General features: G+C 71.5%; 13 protein-coding genes and 1 pseudogene. 4 read left to right on the top strand and 10 right to left on the bottom strand.

From position 1 onward, the window contains the following. The 3 genes and pseudogenes from ACFXGN_RS25325 to ACFXGN_RS25315 form a co-directional block, all read left to right on the top strand. Nucleotides 1–180 (top strand): annotated as a pseudogene (locus ACFXGN_RS25325) (hypothetical protein); the annotation flags it as partial. Between the two features lie 442 nt (nt 181–622). Beyond that, on the top strand, nt 623–2,470 hold the full coding sequence (locus tag ACFXGN_RS25320; RefSeq protein WP_384863312.1) for an ATP-binding protein: 1,848 nt from the start codon (nt 623–625) through the stop codon (nt 2,468–2,470). After that, nucleotides 2,467–3,159, top strand: a complete 693-nt coding sequence (locus ACFXGN_RS25315) for a response regulator (protein WP_384863309.1) — start codon at nt 2,467–2,469, stop codon at nt 3,157–3,159. Before ACFXGN_RS25320 ends, ACFXGN_RS25315 begins: the two co-directional genes overlap by 4 nt. Before the next feature lie 143 nt (nt 3,160–3,302). Here the strand turns inward: ACFXGN_RS25315 and ACFXGN_RS25310 are convergent, their stop codons facing one another. The 5 genes from ACFXGN_RS25310 to ACFXGN_RS25290 form a co-directional block, all read right to left on the bottom strand. Further along, complete coding sequence (locus ACFXGN_RS25310; protein ID WP_384863306.1) at nt 3,303–4,895, bottom strand: cation acetate symporter; 1,593 nt, start codon at nt 4,893–4,895, stop codon at nt 3,303–3,305. Beyond that, on the bottom strand, nt 4,892–5,392 hold the full coding sequence (locus tag ACFXGN_RS25305; protein ID WP_384863304.1) for a DUF485 domain-containing protein: 501 nt from the start codon (nt 5,390–5,392) through the stop codon (nt 4,892–4,894). Before ACFXGN_RS25305 ends, ACFXGN_RS25310 begins: the two co-directional genes overlap by 4 nt. Before the next feature lie 96 nt (nt 5,393–5,488). Continuing rightward, nucleotides 5,489–6,220, bottom strand: a complete 732-nt coding sequence (locus ACFXGN_RS25300; RefSeq protein ID WP_384863301.1) for a response regulator — start codon at nt 6,218–6,220, stop codon at nt 5,489–5,491. Continuing rightward, nucleotides 6,217–7,467, bottom strand: a complete 1,251-nt coding sequence (locus ACFXGN_RS25295; protein WP_384863299.1) for a sensor histidine kinase — start codon at nt 7,465–7,467, stop codon at nt 6,217–6,219. Before ACFXGN_RS25295 ends, ACFXGN_RS25300 begins: the two co-directional genes overlap by 4 nt. A gap of 98 nt (nt 7,468–7,565) precedes the next feature. Further along, nucleotides 7,566–9,683 (bottom strand): type IIA DNA topoisomerase subunit B, encoded by a 2,118-nt coding sequence (locus ACFXGN_RS25290; protein WP_384863296.1) that lies wholly within the window; start codon nt 9,681–9,683, stop codon nt 7,566–7,568. 432 nt (nt 9,684–10,115) lie between these two features. Here ACFXGN_RS25290 and ACFXGN_RS25285 point away from each other — a divergent pair, with 432 nt between their 5' ends. Then, nucleotides 10,116–10,346, top strand: a complete 231-nt coding sequence (locus ACFXGN_RS25285; RefSeq protein WP_384863293.1) for a hypothetical protein — start codon at nt 10,116–10,118, stop codon at nt 10,344–10,346. Nucleotides 10,347–10,485: 139 nt separating this feature from the next. Here the strand turns inward: ACFXGN_RS25285 and ACFXGN_RS25280 are convergent, their stop codons facing one another. The 5 genes from ACFXGN_RS25280 to ACFXGN_RS25260 form a co-directional block, all read right to left on the bottom strand. Beyond that, entirely contained in the window at nt 10,486–11,304 is an 819-nt protein-coding gene (locus ACFXGN_RS25280) for a serine protease (RefSeq protein ID WP_384863290.1), read from the bottom strand. A 152-nt stretch (nt 11,305–11,456) separates the two neighbouring features. Then, entirely contained in the window at nt 11,457–12,998 is a 1,542-nt protein-coding gene (locus ACFXGN_RS25275; protein WP_366444257.1) for an RNA polymerase sigma factor, read from the bottom strand. Between the two features lie 379 nt (nt 12,999–13,377). Beyond that, nucleotides 13,378–14,265 (bottom strand): FadR/GntR family transcriptional regulator, encoded by an 888-nt coding sequence (locus ACFXGN_RS25270; RefSeq protein ID WP_384863286.1) that lies wholly within the window; start codon nt 14,263–14,265, stop codon nt 13,378–13,380. Nucleotides 14,266–14,425: 160 nt separating this feature from the next. Continuing rightward, nucleotides 14,426–16,249: an ATP-binding cassette domain-containing protein gene (locus tag ACFXGN_RS25265; protein WP_384863284.1), complete on the bottom strand. Its 1,824-nt coding sequence runs from the start codon at nt 16,247–16,249 to the stop codon at nt 14,426–14,428. 122 nt (nt 16,250–16,371) lie between these two features. Then, nucleotides 16,372–17,169: an NUDIX domain-containing protein gene (locus ACFXGN_RS25260; RefSeq protein WP_384863281.1), complete on the bottom strand. Its 798-nt coding sequence runs from the start codon at nt 17,167–17,169 to the stop codon at nt 16,372–16,374. Nucleotides 17,170–17,201 lie beyond the last annotated feature (32 nt).

Below are 17,201 nucleotides of genomic sequence, written 5' to 3'. Positions count from 1 at the left end.
TCGCCGGTCCTCGCCGGTCCTCGCCGGTCCTCGCCGGTCCTCGCCGGTCCTCGCCGGTCCTCGCCGGTCCTCGCCGGTCCTCGCCGGTCCTCGCCGGACCTCGCCGGACCTCGCCGGACCTCGCCGGACCTCGCCGGACCTCGCCGGACCTCGCCGGACCTCGCCGGACCTCGCCGATAGGGCCGAGGTCTCCCGGGCCTTGGAGGGCCCGTCCCCCGCTTCCAGAACCTCCTGCCCTCCCTCAGGCCCACTCCCGCCCTCTGTGCCTGCTCCTCGCCAGTAGGCACAAGGCATCCCGTACTGACAGGCTGGCGGGCCCGACGGGCCCCTCGCCCCCGAGGAACGTACGGCTGCCTCGGGCGGCCCCCGAACCGGCCAGGGGCCCTCCTCCCCGCCCGGGGGCCTGCTCCCCGCCCCGGGGACGTACTCCCGGGCCCCACCTCCCCGCCCCGGCTGAACGCAGCACCCGCTCCGCTCCGCCCGGAACCGGCCCGGAACCCCACTTCCGCCCCTGGGCACCCCCCGATAGGGCGGGCCTTGTGACCCGTGTCTCCGCCCCGCGCCCCCGTTCCGCCTCGGACGCGTTTCCGGTCCCGGGGCGTGTCCGCTTACCGTTTCCGGCATGAGCCCCGCACAGACCACCCCTCCGCGCCCCCGGACGCGCCCACGGCGGTTCGGCTGGCCCCGGCGGGTGTTCTCGCAGGTCCTGCTGATGCAGTTGTTCATCGCCACCGGTGTGACCGTGCTCGCGACGGGGCTCTTCCTGGCGCCGCTGAGCGCCCTCCTCGACGACCAGGCGATGCGAAGGGCCCTGGCCATCGCCGGGACCACCGCGTCTCCCGGGCTCGCCGCCGATCTGACCGGCACACCGGCGTCCGCGCTCGGCCCGGTGCAGAGGGAGGCCGAACGCATCCGGAACGCCACCGGCGCCGAGTACGTCGTGGTCATGGACACCCGGGGGGTGCGCTGGTCGCACACCGACCCCGGTGAGATCGGCCGGCGCGTCTCCACCGACCCGAGCGACGTTCTCGCCGGGCACGAGGTGATGGAGATCGACAGCGGCACCCTGGGCCGTTCGGCACGCGGCAAGACGCCGCTGCGCGACGCGGACGGGCGGATCGTCGGCGCGGTCTCGGTCGGCATCGCGTACGAGAGCGTCCGCGACCGGGTCGTGGCCGCCGTCCCCGGGCTCCTGGCCTACGCGGGCGGGGCGCTCGCCGTCGGCGCCCTGGCCGCGTATCTGATCTCCCGGCGCCTCCAGCGGCAGACCCATGACCTGGCCTTCTCCGATATCTCCGCACTGCTCGCGGAACGCGAGGCGATGCTGCACAGCATCCGCGAGGGGGTCGTGGCCCTGGACAAGCGCGGCTCGGTACGGCTCATCAACGACGAGGCCCAGCGACTGCTCGGGCTCGGCCCCGAGGCGAAGGGACGGCCGCTCGACGAACTCCTCGGCGACGGCCGTACCGCCGACGTCCTCGCGGGCCGGGTGACGGGCGAGGACCTGCTCACGGTGCGGGGCCAGCGGGTACTGATCGCCAACCGGATGCCGACGGACGACGGCGGCGCGGTGGCGACTCTCCGCGACCGCACCGAACTGGAACGGCTCGGACGCGAGCTGGACTCCACCCGGGGCCTGATCGACGCCCTCCGTGCCCAGGACCATGAACACGCCAACCGGATGCACACCCTTCTCGGCCTCCTCGAACTGGAGATGCACGAGGAGGCCGTCGAGTTCGTCACCGAGGTCGTCGGGGTGCACCGGGCCACCGCCGAGCAGGTCACGGAGAAGGTCCACGATCCGCTGCTCGCGGCGCTCCTGGTCGGCAAGGGCACCGTCGCCGCCGAGCGGGGCGTCTCCCTGCGGCTCACCCCCGACGCGCTGCTGCCCGACCGGCTCGTCGAGCCCCGCGAGCTGGTCACCGTCGTCGGCAATCTGGTCGACAACGCCCTGGACGCCGTCGCGGGCACCCATGACGCCCGGATCGACATCGCCTTCCGCGCCGAGGGCCGTACGGTCGTGCTGCGGGTCACGGACAGTGGTCCGGGCGTCCCGGCGGAGCACCGGGAGCTGATCTTCACCGAGGGCTGGACGACGAAGGCCCTCCCGTCCCACGGCAAGCGGGGCATCGGACTGCCCCTGGTCCGTCGGCTGGCGGAGCGGCGGGGCGGCTCCGCCGGGGTGGCCGACGGGCCCGAAGGCGGAGCCGCGTTCACCGTCGTCCTCCCGGACGTCCTGACCGAACCCGACTCCCGGACCGGGGATCACTCTCCGACCGCACACGACCTCCTGACCGGGCGTCACTCGCCGACCGGGCGGTACTCCCCGGCCGACCCGACCGACCCGGCCGACCGGATCCGGCCGCACGGTCCGCCCCGGCCCGGCACCCCGATCGATCCGAACGCCCCGACCGGACCGGCCACCTGGCCCGACGGCGCGGCGACGGAGCCCGTGGAGGAGACACGATGATCGACGTGCTCGTGGTGGACGACGACGTCTTGGTCGCCCGGATCAACGCCGCCTATGTCACCAAGACGCCCGGCTTCCGGGTCGCCGCCACCGCCCACTCGACCGCGGAGGCGCTCGCCGCCCTCGACGGTCAGCCGGTGGACCTGATCCTCCTGGACCACTACCTGCCGGACGAGAACGGACTCGCGGCCGTACGGGAGCTCCGCGCGCGCGGACACCAGTGCGACGTGATCATGGTGACGGCGGCCCGTGACATCGCCACCGTGCAGGCGGCGATGCGGCACGGCGCCCTGCAGTACCTGGTGAAGCCGTTCAACTTCGCCGGACTGCGCGCCAAGCTGGAGGCGTACGCGACGCTCCGCCGGACCCTGGAGAGCGGCGGCGAGGCGGAGCAGGCCGAGGTGGACCGGATCTTCGGCGTCCTGTCGGCGGGCTCCGTCGCCCCCGACCTGCCCAAGGGGCACTCCCCCACCACGGCGGAACTGGTCCGGCAGGTCCTCCTCGCCGCCGAGGGCCCGCTCTCCGCGCAGGAGATAGCCGAACGCTCGGGCGTCAGCCGACAGACGGCCCAGCGCTATCTGAAGCTCCTCGAACGCACCGGCCGTGTGCGTCTCTCGCTCCGATACGGCGAGACCGGCCGCCCCGAACACCGGTACGCCTGGGCCGCCTCCCCACCCGCCACCGGCTGAAACGGGCCCACGCCTGACGGGAACGGTGCTCCACCGGCCGGAGGCTGCGCGCCCGGCCGGGCGCCATGGGGCGGCGCGCCCGCCCTGCCGGGTGGTCCACGGGTGGCGTGACCGGGACCCGGCCGACAGCACGGCCGGGTCCGTCAGACGGCCCCCGCTCCGGTCAGCGATCTCACCTCGGTCTCGGCGTGCCGCGCCTCGTCGGGCGGCTCCGGCGACAGGACCGTCCCGATCCAGCCCGCGAGGAATCCGAGCGGGATCGAGACCAGGCCGGGGTTCTGGAGCGGGAACAGATGGAAGTCCGCACCGGGGAACAGCGATTCGGGGCCGCCGGAGACCACCGGCGAGAACAGTACGAGCAGCACAGCGGGAACCAGCCCGCCGTACACCGACCAGACCGCGCCCCGAGTGGTGAACTTCCGCCAGAACAGCGAGTAGAGCAGCACCGGCAGATTGGCGGAGGCCGCCACCGCGAAGGCCAGGCCGACGAGGAAGGCCACGTTGAGGTCACGGGCGAGCAGCCCGAGACCGATGGCGGCGGCGCCGATGCCCGCCGCCGCGAACCGCGCCACGGTCACCTCGCCGTACGGCTTCCCGCGCCGACGACGCAGCGAGGCGTAGAGGTCGTGGGCCACGGAGGCCGAGGAGGCGAGAGTGATCCCCGCGACGACGGCGAGGATGGTGGCGAACGCGACGGCGGCCACCACCGCGAAGAGCACGGCGCCGCCGGTGGACCCCGCTCCCCCGCCGAGGTCGAGGGCGAGCAGCGGTACGGCCGTGTTGCCCGACGCGTTGGACGCGCGGACCTCGTCGGAGCCGATCAGGGCCGCCGCCCCGAAGCCGAGCACGATGGTCATCAGGTAGAAGCTCCCGATGAGCCCGATGGACCAGACGACCGACCGGCGGGCGGCCCGCGCGGTGGGCACGGTGTAGAAGCGGGACAGGATGTGCGGCAGCCCCGCCGTGCCGAGCACCAGGGCGAGCCCGAGGCTGATGAAGTCCAGCCGGGCCGTCCAGTCCCCGCCGTAGCGCAGTCCCGGCGCGAGGAAGTCGATTCCGTGGCCGCTGCGTTCGGCGGCGGTGGACAGCAGTCGGTTCACGTCGCCGTGGAAGCGGAGCAGGACGAGGACGGTGAGCGCGATCGTCCCGGCCATGAGCAGGACCGCCTTGACGATCTGGATCCAGGTGGTGGCCCGCATACCGCCGAGCGACACGTAGACCACCATCAGCGCGCCCACGCCGACGACCGTCCAGGACCGGGCCGCCTCGCCGGTCCCGCCGAGGAGCAGCGCGACCAGGCTTCCCGCGCCCACCATCTGGGCGACGAGATAGAACACGGAGACGGCCACCGAGGACGTTCCGGCGGCGATCCGCACCGGCCGTTCGGCCATCCGCGCGGCGACGACGTCGGCGAGCGTGAACCGCCCGCAGTTCCGCACGAGTTCGGCCACGAGCAGCAGCACGACGAGCCAGGCGACGAGGAAGCCTACGGAGTACAGCATCCCGTCGTAGCCGTAGAGCGCGATCAGCCCGGAGATCCCGAGGAACGAGGCGGCCGACATGTAGTCGCCCGCGATGGCGAACCCGTTCTCCAGGGGCGAGAACAGCCTGCCCCCCGCGTAGAACTCCTCCACCGAGCCGCGCCGGTGTCGGCTCACCCAGGTGGTGATGCCCAGGGTGACGGCGACGAAGACACTGAACAGCACGATCGCCAGGGTCTGGTGGTCACGGATCACGACCGCGTCGCTCCTCTCGTCATCTCCTGTGTGTCCCAGCGCAGTTGGAGCGCCGCCCGGTCCCTGCGGAGCCGCGCGTGCCGCGCGTAGGCCCAGGTCAGCAGGAAGGTGGTGAGGAACTGCCCCAGTCCGGCGGCCATCGCCACGTTCACCACCCCGACGAGCGGCCGGGCCATCAGCCCCGGCGCGACGGTCGCCGCCACCACATAGGCGAGGTACCAGAGGAGGAACGCGGCGGTCGCAGGAAAGGCGAACCTTCGGTAGCGTCCCCGGACTTCCTGGAAGGCGGGACTCCGCTGGACCTCCAGATAGATCTCCGCCGCACCGTGGACCCGCTGCCCCGGCACCGTGTCCGGTCGTCCCGGACCGACCCCACCGGGCATCCCGGTGCCGCTCGACGGCTCGCCCCGGCCGGGGGCCGTCGCCTCGTACCAGGGGGTGTCCTCGACCCGTACCGCCGAAGCGTCGAGCCCCTCCTGTTCGTCCACCTGCTCCACCGACCAACTCTCCTCGCCAGCGAACCGTTTCGGCCGCGTGCCAAGGATGGACAGAGCGGGAACATCCCGGACTCTTCTCCCCCCGTCTTCACCCCATCAGGTGACTCCTCCCCCAGGAGGCCTGACCAGACCGTGCTGATATGCATATCGCACCGCCTGCGCCCGGTCCCTCACTCCGGTCTTCGCGAAGAGGTTGTTGATGTGGGTCTTCACGGTCGCCGTCGAGATCCGCAGTCTGCTCGCGATCTCCTGGTTGGAGAGTCCGTCCGCGACCAGCGCGATCACCTCCGTCTCCCGTTCGGTCAGCCCTTCCGCCTGGGGAACGGACGGCCCCGCCGGGGCCTCCAGGAGCTGCTCGATCAGCCGCCGCTGCACGGTGGGCGAGAGCCCGGCCCGTCCGTCGGTCACGTCCCGCAGCGCCCGCAGGATCTCCTCCCCTCCCGCGTCCTTGGTGAGATAGCCCCGCGCACCGGCCCGCAGCGCGGGGAACAGCGAGTCGTCGTCGGCGTACGTGGTGAGCACGACGACCTCCGTCCCCGGGTGCCGCTCATGGATCCTGCGGGTGGCCTCGACCCCGTCGCACCGGGGCATCCTCAGGTCCATCAGGACCACGTCGGGCTTGAGCTCGGAGGTGAGCGCGACGGCCTCCTCGCCGTCCCGCGCCGCCCCCACGACCTCCACCCCGGGGAGCAGCCCCAGCAGCATCACGATCCCCTCCCGTACGACGGCCTGGTCGTCGGCGACGACCACCCGCAGTGCGGGGACGGCCGCGCCCTCCCGTCCGGGCGTCTCCGCCCGGCTGCCGTCGGCCCGCTCCGTGGCGCTCATGCCGGCACCCGCAGCCGCACCGCGAACCCGGCCCCCTCGGGCCCCGCGTCCAGGCTGCCCCCGAGCAGTTCGGCGCGCTCCCTCATACCGCGCAACCCGTACCCGGAGCCGGAGGAACCGAGCCCGAGCCCACCCCCGTCGCCTCCGTCCCCGCCACACCTGCCCCCGTCCTCGTCGTCCGCCACCGTCGGCGGTGGTCCTGAATCGCGTATCTCCAAGGAGATCCGGTCCGTCTCGTAGGCGAGCAGGATCCGCGTCCGGGCTCCGGGGGCGTGCTTGCGCACATTGGTGAGGGCTTCCTGCGCCACCCTCCGCACCGCCTGGGAGGCCTCTGCGGGCAGTTCCCGGTGCTCCCCCGTGACCTCGACCAAGGTCCGGCCCTCCCGCGCCAGATCCCGCAGGTAGTCCTCGACGGGCACCATGTCCCCACGCAGCGCGGACAGCGCGTGACGGGTCTCCGCGAGGCCCTCCCTGGCCATGGCGCGCGCGGAGGTCACAAGCTTGAGTATCTCCGCCCGCTCCGCCCCCGACTCGATCTTGAGCCGGGCGACTTCCAGGTGCACCATCTGCGCGGAGAGGCTGTGGGCGAGCACGTCGTGTATCTCTCTGGCGATCCTGGCCCGCTCGGCGAGGGCCGCCGACGCGGCCTCGGCCTCCCGTGCGAGCCGTTCCTGGGCCAGCAGTTGGAACCCCGCGCCTCTGGCCTGGGCGTCCAGCCGGAGCGAGTACCCCGCGAGGAGCACGGCCGCCGTGGTGACGCCCGCACCGAGCAATCCGGTCTCGTCCGCCTCGACGAAGCCGGTGACGAGCACCGCCACGACGGCCAGGCCCATCCGGAGCGGCAGCCGTCCCATCGCCATGACCGAGACCACTATCCACAACACGGTCGCCGAGGTCGGCGCTCCGGCCGCGTAGGCCCCCAGACCGCAGAGGGCCATGACCGCGAGCAGGCCAAGCGACGCCGCCGCCCGGTGGTCGAAGGTCGTGCGGTGGTAGCCGAGCGCCGCCACCACGCAGAGCCCGAAGGCGATCGGAGGCACCGGCGCGTACCAGCCGTCGAACGCCCCCGAGGTGTAACAGCCGGCCAGCACCCAGACGCTCAGGGCCGCGATCAGGAAGTGGTCGAGGACGACGCGCCCTCGGGGCACACCGACCCGGGTGAGCGCCTCGCGCGACGGCCAGGCTCCCCAGAGAGCACCTCTGACCAGCCCGTTCCCCGTCGATTCCCGGTCGAGCGTTTCCACCATGATCCGTCCCCCTCCGTCATGGCCATGCTACGGAGAGTCGACAGCGGTGTGATCGGCCCGTGGGTGGAGCGTCCGGCTCCACCCGCGGGTGGAGGCCCTCAGGCGTCGATGCGCGAGCGGTCGAGGGTGGCCGCCGAGCCGGTGATGAACTCCTTGCGGGGCGCCACGTCATTGCCCATCAGGAGGTCGAAGACCTGCTCCGCCGCGTCCAGATCGCCGATGTTGATCCGGCGCAGGGTGCGGTGGCGGGGGTCCATCGTGGTCTCCGCGAGCTGGTCGGCGTCCATCTCGCCGAGACCCTTGTACCGCTGGATGGAGTCCTTGTAGCGGACCCCCTTGCGCTGGAACTCCAGCAGGGTCTGCCGCAGCTCGTTGTCCGAGTACGTGTAGACGTACTTGTCCTGGCCCTTCTTGGGCTGGACCAGCTCGATGCGGTGCAGCGGGGGCACGGCGGCGAAGACCCGCCCGGCCTCGACCATGGGCCGCATGTACCGCTGGAAGAGCGTCAGCAGCAGGCAGCGGATGTGCGCGCCGTCGACGTCGGCGTCGACCAGGAGGACGATCTTCCCGTAACGGGCCGCGTCGATGTCGAAGGTGCGGCCCGAGCCCGCTCCTATGACCTGGATGATCGCGCCGCACTCGGCGTTCTTGAGCATGTCCGAGACGGACGACTTCTGCACGTTGAGGATCTTGCCCCGGATCGGCAGGAGCGCCTGGAACTCGCTGTTGCGGGCGAGCTTGGCCGTACCGAGGGCGGAGTCGCCCTCGACGATGAAGAGCTCGCTGCGCTCCACGTCGTCGCTGCGGCAGTCGGCCAGCTTCGCCGGGAGCGAGGAGGACTCCAGCGCGGTCTTCCGGCGCTGCGCGTCCTTGTGCTGGCGCGCCGCGATCCGGGTGCGGGCCGCCGCGACGGCCTTCTCCAGGACGGCGCGGGCCTGCGCCTTGGCGTCCCGCTTGGTCGAGGTGAGGAAGGCCTTCAGCTCCTTGGTGACCACGTTCGCCACGATCCGCCGAGCGGCGGACGTACCGAGGACCTCCTTGGTCTGGCCCTCGAACTGCGGCTCGGCGAGGCGGACCGTCACGACGGCCGTGAGCCCTTCGAGGGCGTCGTCCTTGACGATGTCGTCCTCGGCGACGCGCAGCATCTTGGCGGAGCGCAGCACCTCGTTCACCGTCTTGGTGATGGCCTGCTCGAAGCCCGAGACGTGGGTGCCGCCCTTGGGGGTGGCGATGATGTTGACGAAGGACTTGACGTTGGTGTCGTAGCCGGTGCCCCAGCGGAGGGCGATGTCGACGGCCAGCTCGCGGGTGACCTCGGTCGGGGTCATGTGCCCGCGCTCGTCGAGGACGGGCACGGTCTCCTTGAAGGTGCCCTGTCCGGTGAGGCGCTGGATGTCACAGACGGCCTTGTCCTGCGCGAGGTACTCGCAGAACTCGCTGATGCCGCCGTCGAAGCGGAACGTCTCCTCGCTCTTGCCGATGCCCGCGAGGTCCCGCTCGTCGCGGACGACGATGGTGAGGCCGGGCACGAGGAAGGCGGTCTGCCTGGCGCGCTGGTACAGCGTCTCCAGGGACAGCTTGGCGTCCTTGAGGAAGATCTGCCGGTCGGCCCAGTAGCGCACGCGCGTGCCGGTGCGGTTCTTGGGCACGCGCTTGCCCTTGCGGAGGCCGTTGCCCGGGTCGAAGGGGCTGTCGGGGCCCTGCTCGGTGAAGACGCCGGGGACGCCTCGGCGGAAGCTGATGGTGTGGGTGGCGCTGTTCCGGTCGACCTCGACGTCGAGGCGCGCCGACAGGGCGTTGACCACGGAGGCGCCGACACCGTGCAGACCGCCGGAGGCCGCGTACGACCCGCCGCCGAACTTGCCGCCGGCGTGCAGCTTGGTCATGACGACCTCGACACCGGAGAGGCCGGTCTTCGGTTCGACGTCGACCGGGATGCCACGGCCGTTGTCCCGGACCTCGACGGAGCCGTCCTCGTGGAGGATGACGTCGATGTGGTCGCAGAAGCCTCCGAGGGCCTCGTCGACGGAGTTGTCGATGATCTCCCAGATGCAGTGCATCAGGCCGCGGCTGTCGGTCGACCCGATGTACATGCCGGGGCGCTTGCGGACCGCTTCGAGCCCTTCGAGTACGAGCAGGTGCCGCGCGGTGTAGTTGGAAGCGTCACGGTCTGCGGTCAGCAGCGCACTGGATGGCACGGACGTTTCGGCGGTCACGCGGTTCGCTCCTCGCTGAATTTAGAATCGGGCCCCGTGGGGTAGGGCCCGGCGTCGGTCACGGGTCAGAGGGTACCGATGCCTGGTAGAGCCGTTGTCACGCCACCCACCCCGATTCCTCATGCTAGTCCAGAGTCGCATGAATGTTCGATACCTCGATCGGGTGACGCGAACATCACGTTCCCTTCCAGGCATGAACCATTTAGGCTCCGGGCACGTCCTCATGAACAACCGGCAACCACGCCGGGAGGGCCGACCCACACAAGCAACGCGAAATCCGTAGAGCGAAGCAATACGGCTCATTCGCCGCCAACCGGCAGCAAACAGCCACCTAAGAAGAAGTTTCGAGGAAAAGCCGCGAGCGGGAACGTTTTCGGCCTGGTTGGATGTTGACCCTGGTACGACAGCTCGTCGAGCTAGAGAAGAGGCGACGTGACTACTGTTCTGACCCCCGCGAGCCCCCTGACGGCCGCTGACCGTTGCGACCGCTGCGGCGCCCAGGCATACCTGCGTGTCGTCCTGACCAGCGGAGGTGACTTGCTCTTCTGCGCCCATCACGGCCGCAAGTTCGAGCCGGAACTCAAGAAGATCGCCGTTGAGATACAGGATGAGACGGACCGGCTGACGGATGCGCCGGCCCGCACGGTGGGCGACGAGCACTGACGCTTCGCAACCACGACGAGCTCAGATCCGGCCAATGACCGGACGGTGGGCGGCCACCCCCGAAGTTCCAGGGGGGTGACCGCCCGCTCTCGTGTCCGCCCCGGCAGAGCACCCCTTCGAGGTTGCCCGGCCGAAGCGCTCAGAAGTGCGCCGGAAGCACCGCCGAGACCCGCGTGTACACCCCGGGGTTCTCCGCCTGCCCGCAGCCGTTCCCCCAGGACACCAGGCCGATGAGCACGCCCCGGGCCACCAGCGGCCCGCCGCTGTCGCCCTGGCAGGCGTCCTTGCCGCCCTGCGGGTCACCCGCACACAGCATCGTCCGGCTCTGGTACCCGGCGCCGGAGCCGTCCGGGTACGCCCGTTCGCACGCCCTGTCCGGCAGCACCTGCACGCGCGCCGTCCGCAGGGTGGAGGAGTAGGCCCCGTCGCCGCTCGTGTCCCCCCAGCCGTACACATCGGCCTCGGTGCCCGGTGTCTCCGCCATGTCCCCCTCACGGGCGACGCCGATCGCGTAGGACTGCGGCAGCGGGCTCGCCAGCGTCAGCACCGCGAGATCGCCCGCGTTGGTCGTCGGGTCGTAGTCCGGGTTCACCCAGGTGTCCGAGATCCGGACCTCCTCGCCGCCCTGCCCGCGCAGCGCCGTACGGCCCGCGATGGCCACGAGGTCACGTACCTCCCACGGCTCACCGCCGAGCGCCTCACGGCCCACACAGTGGGCCGCTGTGAGCACCTTGGTCGGGGCGACGACCACGCCTCCGCAGAACTGCCCCGCGCGCGTACCTCCGAACCGGTCACGGCTGGAGAGCGCCACGACCCACGGCGCCTCCGTGATCTGGGCCTCACGGCCCCCCACCACGACGCTGTCGGCTGCGACGGGGGCGGCGGAGGCGAATTGCCCGGCCGCCACGGCGATCACGCCCAGGGCGCCCGTCAAGGCTCGGGGGAGGGAACCGCGCATGGAATCTCCTGACTCTCCGGTGATGTCGCTTCACCCAGCGTCCACCACGCGCCCGCGCCGTGCACCCGCGCGGACAGCCGGAGGGCCCGGCTCCCCTGGGGGAACCGGGCCCTTCCGCGTACCGCTCCGTGCCTCGCCGATGGCGGGACGGATCAGTCGAGGTAGTCGCGCAGCACCTGCGAGCGCGACGGGTGGCGCAGCTTCGACATCGTCTTCGACTCGATCTGACGGATCCGCTCACGGGTCACGCCGTAGACCTTGCCGATCTCGTCCAGCGTCTTCGGCTGGCCGTCGGTGAGGCCGAAGCGCATCGAGACGACGCCCGCCTCTCGCTCGGAGAGGGTGTCGAGGACGGAGTGCAGCTGCTCCTGGAGGAGCGTGAAGCTCACCGCGTCGGCCGGGACGACCGCCTCGGAGTCCTCGATCAGGTCACCGAACTCGCTGTCTCCGTCCTCACCCAGCGGGGTGTGGAGGGAGATCGGCTCACGACCGTACTTCTGGACCTCGATGACCTTCTCGGGGGTCATGTCGAGTTCCTTGGCCAGCTCCTCCGGGGTGGGCTCGCGGCCCAGGTCCTGGAGCATCTGGCGCTGCACACGGGCGAGCTTGTTGATGACCTCGACCATGTGCACCGGGATGCGGATGGTGCGGGCCTGGTCGGCCATGGCGCGGGTGATGGCCTGACGGATCCACCAGGTGGCGTACGTGGAGAACTTGTAGCCCTTGGTGTAGTCGAACTTCTCGACCGCGCGGATCAGACCCAGGTTGCCCTCCTGGATCAGGTCCAGGAAGAGCATTCCGCGGCCGGTGTAGCGCTTGGCCAGGGAGACCACCAGACGGAGGTTGGCCTCCAGGAGGTGGTTCTTGGCCCGGCGGCCGTCCTCGGCGATGATCTCCAGCTCGCGCTTGAGCTTCGGCGCGAGCTTGTCCGAGTTCGCGAGCTTGTCCTCGGCGAACAGCCCGGCCTCGATGCGCTTGGCGAGCTCGACCTCCTGCTCGGCGTTGAGCAGGGGGACCTTGCCGATCTGCTTCAGGTAGTCCTTGACCGGGTCGGCGGTGGCACCGGCGACGGCGACCTGCTGGGCCGGCGCGTCGTCCTCGTCCTCGTCGGACAGGACGAAGCCCTTGCTCTCGCCCTCGGTCTCCTCCTCCTCGCCCTTGCCGGGCGCGACGTCCTCGAGCTCCTCGCCCTCGGCCAGGTCGTCGGCGTCCTTCTTGGACGTGGCCTTCTTGGCCGTCGCCTTCTTGGCCACGGTCTTCTTGGCCACCGTCTTCTTGGCGACGGTCTTCTTCGCGGCCGCCTTCTTGGCGGACGAACCGGCCTCGTCAGGGTCGACGCCCTCGGCAGCGCCGACGGTCGTGGCCGAGACGGTGGTCTTCGTCACGGTCGTCCTGGCGGTGACGGTCTTGGTGGCGGTGCGCTTGACCGGGCTCTTCGCTGCGACGCTCTTGCGGGCACGCTTCGGCGACTCCGCTGCACTGACCATCAGCGTCACACCCTCTTCCTCGAGGATCTGATTGAGGCTGCGCAGAACATTCTTCCACTGGGTTGGCGGAATCTGGTCAGCCTCGAAGGCCCGACGCACGTCATCGCCGGCGATCTGCCCATCAGCCTTTCCCCGCTCGATGAGCGCCATCACAGACTCGGACTCGGCGATCTCCGGCGGGAGCGTACGGGATGTGCTGGCCGACACGAACAACCTCTCGGAACGATGGAAACGGCTTTCGGCCCCACCCGGGATCGGGTCGGAGCCGACGACCGTCGACGGGGAATGTGTCGACGGCGCGGGTTGGACCGCGGAACTGCACAGCGCCTCCATCGGCTGCTGTATTCCTTCCTCGGCCGTCACCTCTTAGGTCATCGCACGGCTCGGAGGAGTGTTACGCCCAATCTTCGTGGCCCGAGTCACACCTCATGTGGGGCACATGACGCAGAGGAGTAGATAAGCGTACATTCCCCCTGCCGGAATCCCGGCGCCACCCGGGGGAACCCCTCGCGGGCTTCCCCCGGTGGCACGCGCATCCGGCGGCGGGCGGTGTCCACGCCTCCGCGCGCCCGGCCACGGCCCGCGGTCAGTGTTCGCGGGGAGCGGGGACGACGCGGTCCACCTCGGGGTGGACCAGGAGCAGCTGCCGCATGGCCGTCTCGGCGCCGAGCGCGTCCCCGGCGGCCAGCGCGTCCACGATCCGGGCGTGATGGGAGAGGCCCGCCTCGCTGGGGCGGTCGCAGCCGGTGACCGGGCCGCCGGACACCTGGAGCGCGGCGGCGACGATCCCGGAGAGATGCTCCAGCATCCGGTTCCCGGCCAGCTGGATGAGGAGGGAGTGAAACTCCGCGTCGGCGCGGGAGAAGGTGATGCCATCCCCCTGAGCGAACGCGTGCCCCATGATCTCGACCATGTCGGCGAGCCGCTGCTGAACGTCCTCCCGGCCGTGTCCGGCGGCGAGACGGGCGGCCAGGGGCTCGATCGTCCAGCGGAGCTCGCTCAGCTCGCGGCGCTGGTCGTCGCGCTGCGGGCCGAAGGCGCGCCACTCGATGATGTCGGGGTCGAGGAGGTTCCAGTCACTGACGGGCCGGACCCTGGTGCCGACGTTCGGACGGGCGCTGACCAGCCCCTTGGCCTCCAGGACGCGCAGCGACTCGCGCACGACGGTGCGCGAGACCTCGAACCGCTGACCGATCTCCTCGGGGACCAGCGGGCGGTCGGCCCCGAGGTCGCCGGAGACGATCATCTGGCCGAGCTGCTGGACGAGCTGCCCGTGCAAGCCGCGGCCCCGGCTGCCGGCACTCCGGCGACCGACCCGGCCCAGGTCGGTGTCCACCCCCTCCCAGGAGGGCGGGCCCACACGGCCGGTGGCGGAAGCCTCCGCGTAGGGGTAGCGGTCGAGCTCGCCCGGGGCTCCGATGCCGGAGTCGACGGGGCGGGCGGCGGTCATCATGGTGTGCGCAAGGGTACTCACGCATCCTTTGTCGGCGTTGCTTCAGTGACCCTTGAGGTCTTTGGTGAAAAGCACACGAAAGGGTGATCGCCACCCCCTACACAATTGACGATTAGTCGGACATAAGGCGCATATTCCAGGGAAGTTGGAGCGAGAGTGGACTTTTTCGATCCACATACGGTCACCAACGGGCCTTACGACGAAGGCCCGTGAACACATAGGCGCAGAACAGCGCCGTCAGCGTGAGCGAGAGCGCCACTCCGGCGGGCTGCCCCAGCACGCGCAGCGCCCCCGCGAGCCAGCGCTCCGCCCCCGGGGACCACTGCGGTCCCGCGAACTCGCGCAGCCGCGCGGGGAGTCCGGCGGCGGACCGGACCGCCGGTCCCGTCAGCACCTTCTGCAGCAGCGGGACGAGGGCGACCGGCACCGCGAGCACGGCGGCCACACCGGCCGCCGCCGCGCGGAACACCCCCGCCCCGAGCAGTCCGGCCCAGGCGCACCCGACCAGCAGCCCCAGCCAACTCGCCGCGAGGGCGGTCACGTTCTTCGGTACGGGGATCAACTCGGCGCCGTGTACGAGCCTCAGGACCTCCAGGTCCACCACCACCACGAGCACTCCGAGGAGCAGCGCGACGAGCGCCGAGACCGCGAGCTTCGCCAGCAGCAGGCCGGGTCTGCGGGGCACGGCCCCCCGCCCCGTGGTCAGCGCGGGATGGCGGTACTCCTCGCCGAACGAGAAGGCGCCGAGCAGTCCCGCCCCGAGAGCGGCGGGCGGCAGCGGGGAGATGCCCGGCCAGCCGGTCAGGACGGCGGGCAGGGCGACCCGGCCACCTCGCCCGAGGAGCAGGGCGAACGTCACGGAGACGAGCAGGACTCCGCCGACGACGAGCGGCGTGGAGGGCACTCCCAGAAGGCGGTGGAGCTCGTACCGGAGCGGACGGAGGGGCGAGCGGACGGGCCGACGCGTGCCGGACACGCCTCGGGGAGCGCCCCCGGCCGAGAACCGCCGGGCCGACGAACCCGTACCGGCGGGCGGGGACCCCGCACCCGGGGAAGCGGCGGGGGCACGGTCCGGGGCGGGACCGGAGCCCGGTACCTCGGGGGCCGTCGTCCCGGAGGTGCGCCGGAGGGGGCCCGCGTCCCCCGTCTCGGCGGTGAGCCGGTGGATCGGAACGCCGTGGCGGAACGCGGTGTCGCCGACGGAGGCGCAGTCGCTCCCGTACACGGAGAGCCGGTTGCCCTCCTCGGCGACGACCTCGACCGGACGCCGGGCCGCCCTGGCCTCCTGGGTGACCACGGCGGCCAGCCGGGCGGCCTGGGGGGTCCGGACCGCCACCCGGGGGCGCAACCGGGTGCGGGCGAACTCGACTGCGTCCTGGTCGGCGACGAGTCTGCCCCGGTCGAGGGTGACGACGCGATGGGCGTTGCGGGCCGCGTCCTTGGGGTCGTCCGTCGTGTAGAGGACGGTTCCCCCGTCGGAGGCGTGGGAGCGCAGCAGTTCGTGCAGCCACGCGCTCTCGGAGGTGGAGAGCCCGGCGCCCGGCTGGTCGAGCAGCAGGGTGTGGGGGGCGCCCAACAGGGCGGAGGCGATGCCGAGTCGGCGGTCGGCGCCGACCGGCAGCGTGCCGATCCTCCGGCGCTCCAGGCCGGTGAGGCCCACGGTCCGTGCCAGTTCGTCGGCCCGTGAGGCGGGGACTCCGGTGGCGGCGCAGAGCATCCGGAGCTGCCCCCGGAGCGTGCGGGAGGGGTGTCCGGGGACGTCTCCGAGGAGGACGCCGACCTCGCTCTGCGGGTGGGCGATCCGGTGCAGCGGACGCCCTCGGAAGTAAGTGATCCCACGGCCCGGCTCGAGTTCGAGCATGAGGCGGAGAGCGGTGGTCTTGCCGGAGCCCCGGGGGCCCAGGAGAGCGGTCACGGCGCCCGGCCGGGCCTCGAAGGTCAGATCGTCCACGGCGGCCGGGCGATCGCGGCGGGGAAGGCTGGTCAGTCCGATTGCCTGGAGCATCGCTTCTCTCGCGGTAGGTGACACCGCTCCGCGGCAGGGCGGCGCTACCGCAGCAAGATAACGCTACATTTCGGACTTTCAGTGCAGGATTGGTACCTTGGGGCGCCGGATCCGCTCGTCCGTCAGACTTCGGGCCGCAGCATCGGCGGGTTGAGGAGGGTAGCCCCACCTGCTCTGAAGAGCTGGGCGGGGCGCCCGCCCTGACGGGTCGTGGTGCCTCCGGCCGGAACGAGGAAGCCGGGCGTGCCGGTCACCTTCCGGTGGAAGTTGCGGGGGTCCAGGGACACTCCCCAGACGGCCTCGTAGACGCGCCGCAGCTCTCCGACGGTGAACTCCGGCGGGCAGAAGGCCGTGGCGAGCGAGGAGTACTCGATCTTGGAACGGGCGCGCTCCACCCCGTCGGCGAGAATCCGGCCGTGGTCGAAGGCGAGCGCACCGGCGGCTCCGACTCCGGCCTCTTCGGCTCCGGTGGCTCCGGTGCGTCCGTTTGCGTCCGCGCCGTCGAGCAGTTCCTCGACGGGCGCCCAGCGGGCACTGTCCGCGTCTCCGCCCGCCTTCGGCGCGGGAAGGTCGGGCGCGAGAGCCAGGTGGGCCACGCTCACCACCCGCATCCTCGGGTCGCGGTCGGGCGCCCCGTAGGTCGCGAGCTGTTCCAGGTGGGCGCCGTTGCTCGGCACCGGCGGCGGGGCGGCGGGGTCGTGGGCGCGGAGCCCGGTCTCCTCCACCAGTTCGCGGGCGGCGGCGGCCCCGAGGTCCTCATCGGCCCGCACGAAGCCCCCGGGCAGTGCCCAATGTCCCTCGTAGGGCTCCTCGCCCCGACGCACGACCAGGGTGCAGAGCGCGTGGTGCCGCACGGTGAGCACGACCAGATCGACGGTGACGGCGAAGGGCGGAAAAGCCGACGGGTCGTAGGGAGACATGCGCCGATCATAGTCGTCTTCCTGACGATAAA

The organism is Streptomyces sp. NPDC059247, assembly GCF_042754005.1.
Lineage (GTDB): Bacteria > Actinomycetota > Actinomycetes > Streptomycetales > Streptomycetaceae > Streptomyces.
This window is presented reverse-complemented; position numbering and strand designations above follow the sequence as displayed.